General features: G+C 62.8%; 10 protein-coding genes and 3 tRNA genes. 8 read left to right on the top strand and 5 right to left on the bottom strand.

Features of this window, described 5'->3' with window-relative positions; all coding sequences use genetic code 11:
- The first annotated feature begins 49 nt into the window (after positions 1–49).
- The 3 genes from orn to nagB all read left to right on the top strand — a co-directional run bounded on the left by orn (position 50) and on the right by nagB (position 2,004).
- Positions 50–685 carry an oligoribonuclease gene (orn, locus tag ACTU46_RS09915; protein ID WP_443381427.1) on the top strand — a complete coding sequence of 212 codons (636 nt, stop codon included), beginning with the start codon at positions 50–52 and terminating at the stop codon, positions 683–685.
- A 48-nt stretch (positions 686–733) separates the two neighbouring features.
- Positions 734–806: transfer RNA gene (locus ACTU46_RS09910), tRNA-His, on the top strand.
- Positions 807–1,248: 442 nt separating this feature from the next.
- Positions 1,249–2,004 (top strand): glucosamine-6-phosphate deaminase, encoded by a 756-nt coding sequence (nagB, locus tag ACTU46_RS09905; RefSeq protein ID WP_443381425.1) that lies wholly within the window; start codon positions 1,249–1,251, stop codon positions 2,002–2,004.
- Positions 2,005–2,022: 18 nt separating this feature from the next.
- Here the strand turns inward: nagB and ACTU46_RS09900 are convergent, their stop codons facing one another.
- Both ACTU46_RS09900 and ACTU46_RS09895 read right to left on the bottom strand, forming a co-directional pair.
- On the bottom strand, positions 2,023–3,069 hold the full coding sequence (locus ACTU46_RS09900) for an ankyrin repeat domain-containing protein (RefSeq protein WP_443381424.1): 1,047 nt from the start codon (positions 3,067–3,069) through the stop codon (positions 2,023–2,025).
- A 96-nt stretch (positions 3,070–3,165) separates the two neighbouring features.
- Entirely contained in the window at positions 3,166–3,780 is a 615-nt protein-coding gene (locus tag ACTU46_RS09895) for a DUF308 domain-containing protein (protein WP_443381422.1), read from the bottom strand.
- 218 nt (positions 3,781–3,998) lie between these two features.
- On the opposite strand from ACTU46_RS09895, the gene ACTU46_RS09890 reads away from it, so the two are divergent.
- A complete protein-coding gene (locus tag ACTU46_RS09890; protein WP_443381420.1) occupies positions 3,999–5,801 on the top strand; it encodes an ABC transporter ATP-binding protein in 1,803 nt (600 codons plus the stop codon).
- A 10-nt stretch (positions 5,802–5,811) separates the two neighbouring features.
- Here ACTU46_RS09890 and ACTU46_RS09885 read toward each other — a convergent pair whose 3' ends face one another.
- Both ACTU46_RS09885 and ACTU46_RS09880 read right to left on the bottom strand, forming a co-directional pair.
- A complete protein-coding gene (locus ACTU46_RS09885) occupies positions 5,812–6,804 on the bottom strand; it encodes an MsnO8 family LLM class oxidoreductase (RefSeq protein WP_443381418.1) in 993 nt (330 codons plus the stop codon).
- Between the two features lie 274 nt (positions 6,805–7,078).
- Complete coding sequence (locus ACTU46_RS09880) at positions 7,079–8,296, bottom strand: L,D-transpeptidase (RefSeq protein WP_443381529.1); 1,218 nt, start codon at positions 8,294–8,296, stop codon at positions 7,079–7,081.
- Between the two features lie 727 nt (positions 8,297–9,023).
- Here ACTU46_RS09880 and ACTU46_RS09875 point away from each other — a divergent pair.
- The 3 genes from ACTU46_RS09875 to ACTU46_RS09865 all read left to right on the top strand — a co-directional run bounded on the left by ACTU46_RS09875 (position 9,024) and on the right by ACTU46_RS09865 (position 11,365).
- Positions 9,024–9,096, top strand: a tRNA-Lys gene (locus ACTU46_RS09875).
- Positions 9,097–9,160: 64 nt separating this feature from the next.
- Positions 9,161–9,233 (top strand) — tRNA-Lys (locus tag ACTU46_RS09870).
- 290 nt (positions 9,234–9,523) lie between these two features.
- Complete coding sequence (locus tag ACTU46_RS09865; RefSeq protein ID WP_443381417.1) at positions 9,524–11,365, top strand: hypothetical protein; 1,842 nt, start codon at positions 9,524–9,526, stop codon at positions 11,363–11,365.
- Here the strand turns inward: ACTU46_RS09865 and ACTU46_RS09860 are convergent.
- Positions 11,362–12,636, bottom strand: a complete 1,275-nt coding sequence (locus ACTU46_RS09860) for a glutaminase (RefSeq protein ID WP_443381415.1) — start codon at positions 12,634–12,636, stop codon at positions 11,362–11,364. The genes ACTU46_RS09865 and ACTU46_RS09860 overlap by 4 nt on opposite strands.
- A gap of 118 nt (positions 12,637–12,754) precedes the next feature.
- Here ACTU46_RS09860 and ACTU46_RS09855 point away from each other — a divergent pair, with 118 nt between their 5' ends.
- Positions 12,755–13,864 (top strand): LacI family DNA-binding transcriptional regulator, encoded by a 1,110-nt coding sequence (locus ACTU46_RS09855; RefSeq protein ID WP_443381413.1) that lies wholly within the window; start codon positions 12,755–12,757, stop codon positions 13,862–13,864.
- Positions 13,865–13,911: the final 47 nt, after the last annotated feature.

Here is a 13,911-nt window from a genome sequence, read left to right as displayed (position 1 = left end):
ACATGGTTAGATCAGAGGGGCCTACCTCGAACTGCAAGAATGGATGAGAATGACTGATATAACCCCCGCTAAGAATGATCGTCTGGTCTGGGTCGACCTGGAGATGACCGGACTGGACATCCACCGGCATGTGATCGTGGAAGTCGCCGCCCTGGTTACCGATGCCGACCTGAACATCATCGGCGAAGGTGTTGATCTGGTCGTCCACGCCACCGAGGAAGAGTTGGCGCAGATGGATGACTTCGTCACCAATATGCACAATGAGAATGGTCTGGCCGCCCAGATCCGGGAGTCCACGGTGACCATGGAGGAGGCGGAGAACGCCGTCCTCGAGCTCATTGCGGAGCATTGTGACCCGGCGCATCCCGCTCCCCTGGCCGGCAATTCCATCGCCACGGACCGGGCATTCCTCCGAGAGCAGATGCCCCGGCTGGACGCCGCGCTGCATTACCGCATGATTGATGTCTCCTCCATCAAGGAGTTGGCACGCCGCTGGTACCCCAAGGTGTACTACAACCAGCCGCCCAAGGGCATGGCCCACCGCGCACTGGCGGATATTGTGGAGTCGATCCGCGAATTGGATTACTACCGCCGCAGTACCTTCGTTGCCCACCCGGGCCCGAACTCCACCGAAGCGCATGCCGCTGCAAGGGATGCAACCGCTAACTACCAGCGGTTTTTGTGATCCTGGGGCGATGAGTTAAGCTAGTTCTCGCTGCCAAGAGCAGCGATGGTGGCTGTAGTTCAGCTGGTAGAGCACCAGGTTGTGATCCTGGGTGTCGCGGGTTCGAGCCCCGTCAGCCACCCCTACGGACGAGGCCCGGACATTTTCATTAATGTCCGGGCCTCGTTTTTCTTTTCTTTCACAGGGACTGCGGGCCCAATGAAGGGTAGGTCTCGAGGATCAGCTGAATTCCCCTGGATTCAACCCCATTCGCCCGATCCTCGAGACCTACCCTTCACTCCCCGAAACCCCACCGGGATTCATACCTCTGGATCCCCACACCCCCAAAACCACCAGGATTCCCCCTCCGGGGTTCCCCGGTCCGGGGCCTGTCGCCGAGTATCCGCGGCGGGGAAGAAGCACGGTGTTAAACTAGGCAAATTCCGACGTGGTAAAGACGGTGATCCTCCAGTCCCGAACATTCCGCGTTGTCTCATTTCAACTGCCCATGCCATCCAACAATCAGGACACCACCGGTGTAGATTCGCCTCGATGCGGATCCCCTCTGGTGCAGGAGGAAATCCGTGAAGGTTCTCATCAAGCCCAATGCCGAGGTGATCGGTTCCGAGATCGCCGACACCATTGAGGCGCTGTTGAAGAAAAATCCCGCCACGATTCTGGGTGTCGCCACCGGGTCTAGCCCGCTGCCGGTCTATGCGGAGCTGGTCCGCCGCCATCGGGAAGAGGGGCTGAGCTTCGCCAACGCCCAAGCCTTCATGCTTGATGAATATGTCGGCATCCGGGCGGATCACCCGGAGCGCTACTTCAACTTCATCGACCGTTTCTTTTCCTCCCAGGTGGATTTCGCCGAGGGCGCGGTCCACGGTCTGGATGGCCTGGCGGAGATCCCCGAGATCGAGGCCCGGGACTATGACGATTCCATTGAGGCTGCCGGTGGCGTGGACTTCCAGATCCTGGGGGTCGGTTCCAACGGCCACATCGCCTTCAATGAACCCGGCTCCACCCAGGACACCCGCACCCGGACGATTGCGCTGACGGCACAGACCCGGCGCGATAACGCCCGTTTCTTCGAGGGCGATATCTCCCAGGTTCCCAAGCTGGCGCTGACCCAGGGGTTGGGCACCATCATGGAGTCCCGCAGCATCGTCATGATTGCGCTCGGTGAGGGCAAGGCCGATGCGGTGCGGGAACTGGTGGAGGGCAAGGCCCGCCGTGATTGGCCGGTCACCATCCTGCAGCGTCACCCCAATGTCGTGGTCTACCTGGATGAGGCTGCTGCCTCAAAGCTCAGCGATCCGGCTGCCTACGGCGAGAATTAAGAAGCCAGCCGGCTGAACCTAGCGCCGGTACGCGGGGGTCTCGAGAGCCAGCGGCTCCGGATTCGCCAGCACCCAGGTGGTGCACAGGTGTGCCAGTTCGTTGATCTGCTCGATCTCGGCCTGGCCGCCATGCATCCCGTGGATCAGGGCGAGTTCCGCCAGCCCCGGTGCCTGCCCGGCACGTGAGAGGTACTCCGGCAGGGCCGCGACCATCTGCTGGAAGTCGTGGTCCCAGTTCACCCCGCCGTTGCCGCCGATCTCATCATTGAGGCAGGCGAGGATGCGGATGACCTCGCCCTGCACGGTTGCCGCCGCCCCGCTGGCAGGCACCAGGTAGTGCCAGAGCTCGGTGAACGGCTCCCGCCATCCGGTGGCCTGCACCGTGATGCGCTCCGCCCCCTGGTGGGTGCGCCGAGGCCCGAGCGGTTCAACCTGAAACAACTGGTACAGCCGTGCCAGGGCGGCATCGGCGGCCACCACCGAATCGGGATTGAAGTCGGCCCGCCCGTGCTCGAAGGTCTCGGCGATCTCCCGGACCGCTGATCGCATCTCCTCGGTGACCGTGGCTCCGGCGTCGATGAGCAGGGCCGCTGATTCGGCGGTCTCGACCAGATCCGAGTTGCGGCAGTGGCGCAGGGCCAGGCGCAGCGGGGTGTCCCCCATCGCGTCCCGAGCCTCGATCTCGGCCCCCGCGGCGAGTAGGACGCGCAGCTGCACGGGGTGGGTCATGGCGTCGAAAAGCGGGGTCTGCCCCATGTACTCGCGGGCCTCCAGGTCCGCGCCGAGTTCGATGAGCAACCCCGGGTGGCCTTTCCAGGATCCGGCGTGATGGTGCAACGGGGTGTTCTCGTAGCTGTCGAGCGCCTGGAGGTCCGCGCCATGATCGAGCAACCAGCGGATCTGTTCCGTAGTGATCCCGAAGGTGGCCAACGCCGGTTCTTTGGAATGGGCGACATAGGCGTTGATGGAGCTCTTCTCGAAGACCGCCGCGAAGGCGACCATGTCCCCTGATTCGACGATCTCCCTAAAGTTCTTCGGCAGAGTTTTTCGCAGATACTTAGGCACGGGGTCCTCCTCCGGGGAAAGGCAGCCGGGATGTTTTTCTCCGCCATGGTATCCCGGCAGCTCAGGCCCCGCTCATCAGCTCCGCCGTGCCCCGAGTCAGGCTTTGCGCACCTTGAAGGCGGCGATGACGGCGGAGAGACCGAAGATGACGCCGTAGAGACCGGCGACCCAGACCATCCCGATCAGGATCCCGCCGGGGTTGGACATCAGCAGGAAAGCCATGATCACGCCCAAGATGATGTTGAAGATGCCCATGAGGCTTCCCCCGATGCCGATGTTGCGGTCGAAGAGCTCGAAAATGCCGCGGATGATCACACCGGAGACGAAGAACCACAGTGCCATGAGGGTGCCGACGACCGCGAAGGACAGCGGAAAGACGATGACGGCGATACCGAAGAGCAGTGCGGCGAAGCCACCACCCAGCGTCCAACCCCAGCCCTCGACCTGGTGTCGGCGTTCTTTCAGGGCGAGTCCGAGGGAGGCGAAGCCATCAAGTATTCCCCAGATACCGATGGTGATCACCAGAAAAATCGCCAGGAAGGCGACGGAGAAGACCGGGGCCACCATCAGGATGATACCGGCGATGATGCCGAGGATGCCCCGGACCAGCATTGACCTGAATCCGACCTCCCGTAGTTCGAGGGGGATCGTGCCCCGGGAGGTGGTTTCAGAGGTGGCGGTGGGAGTGGAATGGATCACTTGATCAGACATGAGCTTGCTTACCCTTTCTTAGGGATCCGGCAGCTACACATTCAATTGGCCACGGATCCGGAACGATCCCCTGGGAAGGGGGTTCTGACCTGCATTTTATCTCATTCTCCCGGAATCTATAAGGTCTGTCACCATTTCCAATAGCGAAAATGATTGACACATCATCATCTAGTAGCATGGGCACTTCATCTCTCCGAACGACCCCGAACAGGACCGCCGTGGCTGACACCCAAGCCAAAAGCACCACAGCTCAAAGCGACCAAGCCGAAACTACCCCCACGGCTGAAGACCGGAAGAAACTCAACCTCCCGCCAGCCACCACCCCACCGCTGCGCGCACTCTGGTTGATGCTGCGCAACCACAAGGTGCCGCTGATCGCCGCGATCATCCTCTCCGCGGTCTCCGCAGCGGTCAGCCTGGCTCAGCCGATGGTGATCAACCAGCTGATCAGCTCGGTCGGACAGGGTGCGATCGCCCCTTATGTCTGGACCCTGATCGCGCTGCTCCTCACTGCCAGTGTGCTCGGCGCGGTACAGATGTACCTGCTGGGGCGTACCGCGGAATCCGCAGTCTTCACCACCCGCCGCCAGCTGATCTCCCGGATGCTCCGTCTGCCGATCCGGACCTTCGATAATCAGCGCACCGGTGATCTGGTCACCCGCATTGGCTCGGACACCACCCTGGTCCGGACCGCCATCACCGGCGGGCTGGTCGATGCCCTGGGTTCCGTGGTCACCATCGTCGGCGCGATCATTCTGATGGCATTGCTGGATCCGCTGATGCTGGGCGTGGTCCTCGGCGTGCTGGTGCTGACCATGACCATCATGGTCTCGGTCAGCTCTCTGATCCAGAAGTACACCGTGCAGACTCAGGAGGCCCTGGGCAATCTCGGCGCGGACATGGAACGCTCCCTGGGTGCCATCCGGACCATCCGGGCGCACAACGCCCAGGATCGGATGAATGAGGAGTTGGACGGCCAGGCGCACAATGCCTTCCGCGCCAGCATCAAGATCGCCAAGATCGAGGCCCTGCTCTGGCCGATGGCCGGCGCCGCCATGCAGATCTCCTTCCTCGCGGTGCTCGGCATCGGTGGGGTGCGGGTGGCCAATGGCGATATCGCCGTGGCCGATCTGGTCACCTTCGTCCTCTTCCTCTTCATGGTGGCCATGCCCTTGGGCACGCTCTTCGGTGCGGTCACCACCGTGCGTAGTGCGCTGGGTGCGCTCACCCGGATCCACCAGGTCCTGGATTCCCCGGCGGAGCCCGTCGACGGCGAAGTGGTCCACCTGAGTGAGGGCGAGGTCGTCTTCGACGCGGTGGAGTTCGGCTATGAGGCGGAGGGCACCATCCTCAAGCAGGTCTCCTTCACCGTCCCGGCCGGTACCATGACCGCTTTGGTCGGCCCCTCTGGCGCCGGAAAATCCACCACGCTCTCCCTCCTGGAGCGGTTCTATGATCCCACCGCCGGGGAGATCCGTATCGACGGCCACCCCATCACCACAATCAGCCGCAAAAACCTGCGCAGCGCCATCGGCTACGTCGAACAGGATGCCCCGGTACTGGCGGGGTCGGTGCGCTACAACCTGCACCTGGCCGCACCCGAGGCCACCGATCAACAGTGCTGGGATGCCCTGGGGCAGGTCAACCTCGACCAGCGGTTCAGTGGTGCCCAGGGCCTGGACACCCCGCTCGGCGAGCGTGGGGTCAGCCTCTCCGGCGGTGAACGTCAGCGACTCGCACTGGCCCGGGTACTGCTGAGCGACGCCCCGATCATGCTGCTCGATGAGCCCACCGCGGCAGTCGATTCCCAGAATGAGCAGCTAATTCTCGACGCCATCAACGCCACCGCCCGGGACCGGACCTTGATCGTGGTGGCACACCGTCTCTCCACGGTCACCGATGCCGATCAGATCATCGTGATGCAGAACGGCCTGATCGAGGACCGCGGCACCCACCGGGAGCTGCTGGCCTCCAGTGAGCTCTACCGCGAGCTGGCCTCCCGCCAGCTCCTCGGCGAGTAGTACGGCCGGACTACAACAGCCCAGCCAGCAGTTCATCCGAGTGGGCCTGCCCGGACAGGTCCTGCATCCCGCCGGTGGCCACCACCTCGCTCACCCCGGTGAACTCAATCAGCTCGGCCAACTGCGCATCCACCTCGTCCGGGGTGCCGTAGATGGAGCCTTCAATATTGTGCTCTACCCGCTCGCGGTCCCGGTCTCGCAGCTGCCCCAGATCCAGCTCTGCGGCAGGACGCAAGGCCTCAAAGGACCCGATCTTCCGCGACATCGCCAGCGCCCAGGCCTCCGGTAGCAGCAGCTGCCTTGCCTGCGCGGTGGTTTCGGCCACCGCGATATTCGCGGCGATGATCGCCTGCGGCTGACTGAGCAGTGCCGAGGGCCGAAAGTATTTCCGGTATTTCGCCAGTCCCTCATGGGTGGACCCCGAGCGATCGAAGAGTTTCGGCCCGCCGACGATCACCCCGAGCCCTGCTTCCGCCGCCGCATGAATGGAGCGGCTGTTGGCAAGTACGTACACCGGTGGGGTCGCCGACACCTGGGGTCGCGCTGTGATGGCACCGGCGCCCTGCAAGAAATCGAGCAGTTCCGCCAGATCCGCCGGGAACCTCTCGGCGGCATCCTCGGATTGGCGCAGGGCCCCACGCACCCCCGGGGTGAAGCCGAGTGAGCGGCCGATCCCGGCGTCGATACGCCCCGGGAACAGGGCCGCCAAGGTCAGGATCTGCTCGGCGACCACCAGGGGTGGGTGCGCCGGCAACATGATTCCGGCGGTCCCCACCCGGATCGTGGTGGTCGCCGCCGCCACTGCGGTGGCCAGCAGCGTCGGGGTGGAACCGGCGATGCCGGGAACCCCGTGGTGCTCGGCGACCAGGAAACGCTCAAAACCCAAGTTCTCGGTGTGGATCGCCCGGTCCACCACCGCCCGCAGCGCCGCCGCATCTGGCGATTCACCGCCGGTTCGGATATTCGCCCGGTCGAGGATGGACAAACGCAGTTCAGAAGCCATTACTCCATCATGCCTGCCCGCAGGCAGATACCTCCTGGGCTGGCCGGCCAGCCGACTTCACCCTCCTGCTGGCCGCAGGAATGAGGATGAAGGGTAGGTCTCGAGGATCGGGCGAATTAGATGAATTCTGAGGGTCATTGGGCTGATCCTCGAGACCTACCCTTCATCATGACTTTCAACCATGGCCTGGCCGAGCACCCCACCAACAGCACACATCCCGCCTCCCCCAGGTATCGGGAAAGGCGGGATGTGTTCGGGATCAGGCTCCGGGGAGTTACCAGGCAGAGGTCTCGTCGACGTTGCCCTCGCCCCAGACCGACCAGGGGATATTCCAATCACCCAGGCCGTCATAGCCGGAGAGGGTCTCCCCGACCGTGTTCTTCACCGTGACAATGTCACCGCGTTTGACCACGTCCTGGAACCAGGCGGCGGCCTCGGTGGTGACATTGATGCACCCATGGGAGGTGTTGCTGTGTCCCTGCTGGCCAACGGACCAGGGTGCGGCGTGCACGTAGATGCCGGAGTAGGACATCTGGGTCGCATAATCCACCATTGTGGAGTATCCGCCCTGCTCATAGCCCAGCCCGAAGGTGGTGGAGTCCATCAGGAGTTCACTGTGCTCATCACCGATGATGTAGGTGCCGTTCGGGGTGGCCCAGGTTTCATTGTCCCGCCCCAGGGACACCGGGATGGTCCGCAGCGCTTCACCGTTGCGGTAGACCGTCATCGTCTTGGTGGCATCGTCGATCTCGGTGATCACCCGGTCTCCGATGGTGAAGTTGGTGGCGTTGTCATCGCCGCCGTAGTAGCCGTTGCCCAGATCGACGCCGTAGATATCAGCGGTGACGGACACCGTGGTGCCGGGCTCCCAATACTCGGCCGGGCGCCAGCGCACCTCAGAATTATTGAGCCAGTAGAACTCGCCCTCGACAGCCGGTTCGGTCTTGACCTCAATGGCATCCTGCGCAGCCTGACGATCATCAACTGAGTTGGCGAAGCGGAATCCGATGGTCTGGCCGACACCGACGGTGGAGTCCGGCAGCGGGGACAGCGCCACACCGGAGGTTGCCGCCGGGGTCGAGGTCTGGAAGGTGACGGACTGGGACACCCCGTTCTTATCCGTGGCCTTGACCGTATAGGTCCGGTTGAAGCCCAGCTGTTCGGCGGTGGTCCAGGTCATTCCATCATCAGAGAGCTTGGACTTGATCTGCTTGCCGTCTTCATTGGTCATCGTGACCTTTTCCAGGCCCTTGTCCTCAGAGGACACCGTCACCGGAACGCCGGGGCTGATATCGGTTGCCTTGTCCTTAACGGAGATTTTCGGCGGCGCCTGGGAATCCGCCACCTGGATGCCTGCGGCATCGGTCGTCGCCGAATCTCGAGTGCTATCGCCATCCCGATCAATCGTGCAGCCCACAAGCAACAGGGATGACACCGTCACCACAGCCATCATCTGACGGAATCCGCGCGATCCAGATACCCGGTTCGTCATATTCTCCACACCTTCACTCGAAACTGACACTCATTCAACATTATCGGTATAACCAGAAGAAAGATGACACAAACACCTTGAACATGCCTGACATTAATACAATCGTTGCAAAGTCAACGACCGTTTCCCACAACCGGAGATAAGAACGACAACCCGGACATCTCAACTCGGAAAAGGCATGTGACCTGCACCATGTCTATTATTAATTGGACGGCGAAATTATTGCTCTTAATAAATCACATTAATGAGTCCCCGGTCGATTCCCCCAATAATTCCCCGACTAATTACCCCAACTTATACGGCCACTCCACCTTGATTTCCCCGCAATTCGACGCATGACAGGTGATTAGGGTCGGACAAAGATCAGCAGACAGCCAGATGCCCATCGTCTGGCCCGGTGCTTGCGGCTCAAACCGGACCCCGAGCCGAGCCCTGAATCCGGGCTCATTCTGGGAGTCGTGCGCACATTCTGCCACGCCGCGAACTCTGATCTAATTACTGGATGGGATTTCCCGAACCAACCCGGCACCTCCCGAAAACTCACTTATCGACGCCGCGACTGCCCCACGCGCCACCATCCTTGGCGATACCTCCGGCAACCAACCCCAAGACTACCCAAAATTCGACCTTTGACCTGGTGATTTTACTTGCAGTCCACTTCGTTGATATTCTTTCTCTCGTTGCCGAGCGAGACACCCCTTAACGGAATGTCCCACTCGATGATCATGCGCCATTAGCTCAATTGGTAGAGCATCTGACTCTTAATCAGAGGGTTCGGGGTTCGATTCCCTGATGGCGCACGGATTACTCCCTGAGATTTGCCACAACAGGTTTCGGGGAGTTTTCTACAAAAATAAATATCATGCGCCATTAGCTCAATTGGTAGAGCATCTGACTCTTAATCAGAGGGTTCGGGGTTCGATTCCCTGATGGCGCACGGAGAAACTCTCGAAAANTTGGTAGAGCATCTGACTCTTAATCAGAGGGTTCGGGGTTCGATTCCCTGATGGCGCACGGAGAAACTCTCGAAAACTTGCCACAACAGGTTTTCGGGAGTTTTTCTTATTCTCAAGACCCGCCCCGCTGCGGTAGTCCCCTGCCGGCGCCCGGAAGCTAGCATGACCAGAAGCACTGACCATCAGCGCAGCCCGGAGGAGTCAGCACATCAGGAACCGCATCGCGTCCCGATCCACTTGCGGGGTACTTCTCGGTCTCATCCTGATCGGAGTGCTGGCCCGGACGTTCATCGCCGCCCAGGGCTGGTTCTACTGGGATGATCTCACCCTGCAGAGTAAGGCGAGGTTGCACCCCACCCCGGATCCGGCACTACTCTTCGCCGATCATGATGGTCATCTCATGCCGGCCGCCTGGTTGGTGGAATGGTTGCTCGCACACCTGGCTCCCTTGAACTGGTCCGCGGCGGTACTCACTGTGGCCTTGCTGCAGTTGACGGCCGCTGCGGCGGTAGCCTGGGCCAGCTGTATCTTGTGCCCCGCCACCTTTCGCGTCCGCCAGCTGGTTCTGCCCTGGTCGGCGGTGCCCCTCGGGATTTATCTGCTGAGCCCGTTGACGCTTTCCGCGACCACCTGGTTGGCGGCGGCGGTCAATGCCCTGCCGATGCATGCCGCCTTGGCGATGATGCTGGGGCACGCCATACTCGCGCTGCGCCGCCGCTCAATTAAGTCACGAAGCTCAGCTCAGTCAACTGGCGCAACCACGCATCTGGCGGCCGCTGTCCTGTGGTTGATCGGCGGGTTCCTCTTCAACGAGCGTGCCCTCTTCCTCGGGCCCTTGGTTATCTTCATCCTCCTGTGTTTTTCGCTGGCGAGCGGTCGGCTGCGTCCACAGCTCCGGGGGATCACCCAGCTCGTGGTGATTCTGGCGGTGCCGACGATCCTCTGGTCCGTGGTCTACCTGGTGTTCATTGGCGATCCGCGGGCCGTCCAACCCGCACCGGGTCCGCTGCCCACCGCCGAGGTGCCCGCCGGGGATTCCACCACGCTGCTGGAGTTGCTCAGTCAGGGCTATGGGTGGGCATTGCTGCCCACTGCTGCGGGTGGTCCCTGGCAGTGGGACCGCTGGCATCCGGGCCCGCCCTTTGCGGATCCGGGGCCGCTGACCATCATCGCCGGCCTGCTGGTGCTCATCGGCCTCCTCGGCTGGACCACCTGGCAACGCCCGCGACTGCTCTTCGCCTGGCTGCCGGTACTGTTGTATCCGCTGCTGCCGATCGGGGCGCTGGCGATCGCGCGCTCCGGTCCGGGTACCTCGGTCGAGATCATCCTGACCCTGCGACATCTCTCCGAGGTCGCGGTCCTGGCTGCGCTGACCCTGGCATTTCTGCTCGCCCACCGTGTCCGGGGGCACCGCACCCGCACGGACCGCATCACCACGCCCCGCCGGATGCTGGTGTTCGGAGTTCTCCTGTTATGGCTGTTCTCCGCCGCCTTCAGCAACCTCAGCTACGCCCGGGTGTGGGCCGATCAGCCGGGCCGCAGCTACTTCGCCAACCTGCGCGCGGAGCTCGCCGAGCGCGGGGAACCGATCCTGGATCAGGCGGTGCCCCTGGAGGTGCTGCTGCCGGTGGTCAACCCCCATAACCTGCTGTCCCAGCTGCTCCCCGGCGCGACGGCCGCCGCGGTATCGGAGCCAGTGCTGGTCGACCGCCAGGGAAGGCTTATCGACGCCGCGTTGGTCACTTTCCGCAGCACTGTTCCCGGTACCGAGCCCGGCTGCGGGGTCCGGGTCGATGCCGAGGGTGCCAGCCTGGAGTTGGATGGTCCCCTGCTCGACCGTGACTGGGTGCTGCAGTTCAACTATTTCGCCGCGACGGCGGGGGTGGTGGGGGTCGCGCTCAATGGCGCCACTGTTGAGGTGCCCGTGACCGCCGGATTGAACCAGGTCTTTGTCACCCTGCCGGGCGGTGGTGCGCAGCTTCATCTTCACCCGGGGGAAGGTCTCAGCGGGTTCTGTGTGGGTGAGAGCCAGCTCGGGCTGCTCGCCGCGGCGGACCAGCCGGCCGTGGACCAGACCGCAGTGGGCCAGACCGCGGCGTCGATAAGCAGTTAGTCCTTTTCCTCCAGGGAGTGTTCTTCTAGGGAGTGCAGGGTCTCGGCCTGGGTGCCGTCGCTGTACTGGAGATCGGTGAGGGTTCCTGCCGGGTCGTAGATGGCGACGTCGAAACCCTGTTCCCGATAGCGGCGCAGGCCCTCCTTGATCATCTGGCGGCCGACCTTGTTGAAGCTGGACACCCGTTCAATATCGAGGACCACCCGCTGACCGGTGAAATCGTGGACCGCGATCTCATGGAGGATCGTCTCCGCGGCGGAGAAATTGACCTTGCCCTGCAGCCGGATCACGGAAACCTCGCCCTCGGTGTGGATATTACGCAGCGCGGCATCACCATAAGGCTCCGCGGCCATCAGATGCAGTCCCATGTCCTTGGAGAGTTTCTGGAAGAGCTTCACCCCGCGCACACTATTGCCCTGCGCATCCAACCGCGGTGAGTAGGTGGCGATGCCCAGCTGACCCGGCAGCGTGCCGATCAACCCACCACCGACCCCTGACTTCGCGGGGATCCCCACCGTGGTCAGCCAGCGTCCGGCAGCGTCATACATGCCCGCGGAAGCCATCACCGCCAACGCCATCCGGCAGACATCCGGGTTGAGGATCTGCTTCCTGGTCACCGGCTGCATCCCGCCGTTGGCCAGGGTCGCCGACATCACCGCCAGGTCGCGGGCGGTGACCTCGATGGAACACTGCAGCGTATAGCTGAGCACCGCATCATGTGCGGCATCCTGGATCACCTGATAGTTGCGCAGCATGTGGGCGATCGAGAGATTCCGGTCTGCGTGGTCGAGCTCCGAGGCGCACAAGTCGCGGTTGATCCGCAGTTCCCGGCCGGCCAACTCCGAGAAGAACTCCCGAATCACCTCCACCCGGTCCTCGACGGTGGAGTCCTCCCCGTTGATCAACTGGTTGACGGCAATGGCACCGGCATTGATCATCGGGTTCATCGGGCGATTGGTCTCATGATCCAATGAAAGCTCATTGAAGGCCTCCCCCGAGGGTTCCGTGCCCACCGTCTGCTGTACCTTCTCCCAGCCGAGGTTCTGCAGGGCGAGGGCGTAGACGAAGGGCTTGGACACCGATTGCATGCTGAACTCGCGCTCATCATCCCCGGCGCCGTAGAGCCGGCCGTTGATGGTGCACATCGCCATGCCCAGCGGGTTCGGGTCGGCGGCGGCGAGCTCGGGGATATAGTCGGCGACGTGGCCGGAGGTGTCATCCCTGACGGTGTCGAGCAACGCCCCCAGGTAATCCGGGATGGGGTTTTCCATGGGGTTTCCCTCCGAAGTTCAGCATTGCGGGCAGGTCCAGGGGCAGTTTACGGGCGATCTCCGCTTAATGAAGCACGCCCCAGGCTTGGCCTCGCCGAGCCTACCTATACTGAGGTCCATGAAGCAGCCCGAAGAGGATCCCTCCGTCAGCCGGGAAGTGACCATCTATGATGTCGCCGAACTGGCCGGGGTCGCCGCCTCCACGGTCTCCCGTACCTTCTCCCGTCCGGACCGCGTCAGTTTCAAGACCGCGGAAAAGATCCGGGCGGCGGCCGATGAACTGGGCTACCGCACCGTCCTGGCTACCCGGACCCGGGGGATCGGCGCGCAGGGCACCAATTTCAATCTCATCGGGATGATCTCCGCGGACATCCAGAATCCCTTCTTCCTGGAGTTGCTGCGCGGCGCGGAGCACGCCGCCCTCACCCAGAAAATGCTGGTCACGGTCGCTGATGCCAGCGAATCCCTGCCACGTTCGCAACAGGCGATTGAACGGCTACTCCCCCATGTAGATGGCCTGTTACTGGCATCCTCCCGATTGAGTTCCGGGGAGATCCAGAAGATCGCCCGGACGATTCCCACGGTGGTGCTCAACCGCCCGGTGCAGGGGGTACCCAGCGTGATGGTGGATAACTATGAGGGGGCGATCAAGGCCGCGATCCACCTGGAGAGCCAGGGTGCCCGCTCCATCACCTACCTCGCCGGCCCGGAGAACTCCTGGGCTGATGCCACCCGTTGGCGTGGTCTGATTGAGGCGGTGGGCAATACCGACACCGCCACCCCCATGGTCACCTTCACCCGTTCCACGACACTGAGTCTGGAGCTGGTCCGGCGCCTGGCCCGGATCAGTGTGCACCGCAACCTCGTGGATGAGCCCACCATCCGGGGCGGCCGGCGTGCCTTCGAGGCCTGGCACAAACACCCCACGGATGCGGTCCTCGCCTTCAACGATCTGGTGGCCATCGGCTTCATGCAGCAGGCCCAACTCAACGGGTTGCAGATCCCGGCGGATGTGATGGTGGTCGGTTTCGACAACACCGAGCTCACCACCATCGTCTCCCCCGGGCTGACCACCGTGGCCGGCCCGCTGACCACCGTCGGCCGGGTGGCTGCCGCGAACCTGATCGCCCTGATCAAGGGGGTGAAGACCCCGCTGGTCAAACCACGGGTGCTACCTACCCGCCTGATCGTGCGGCAGTCCTCGATGCGCCGGCCCCGGCAGGATTAGGCCCGGCTTTTCGACGTCCTCGGTCAGCCTCGGTCAGCGCGGCCCCG

It is taken from the genome of Corynebacterium sp. A21, assembly GCF_052266655.1.
Taxonomy (GTDB): Bacteria; Actinomycetota; Actinomycetes; order Mycobacteriales; family Mycobacteriaceae; genus Corynebacterium.
Note: the sequence above shows the minus strand (reverse complement) of the source record. Positions and strands in the feature narration are given on the sequence as shown.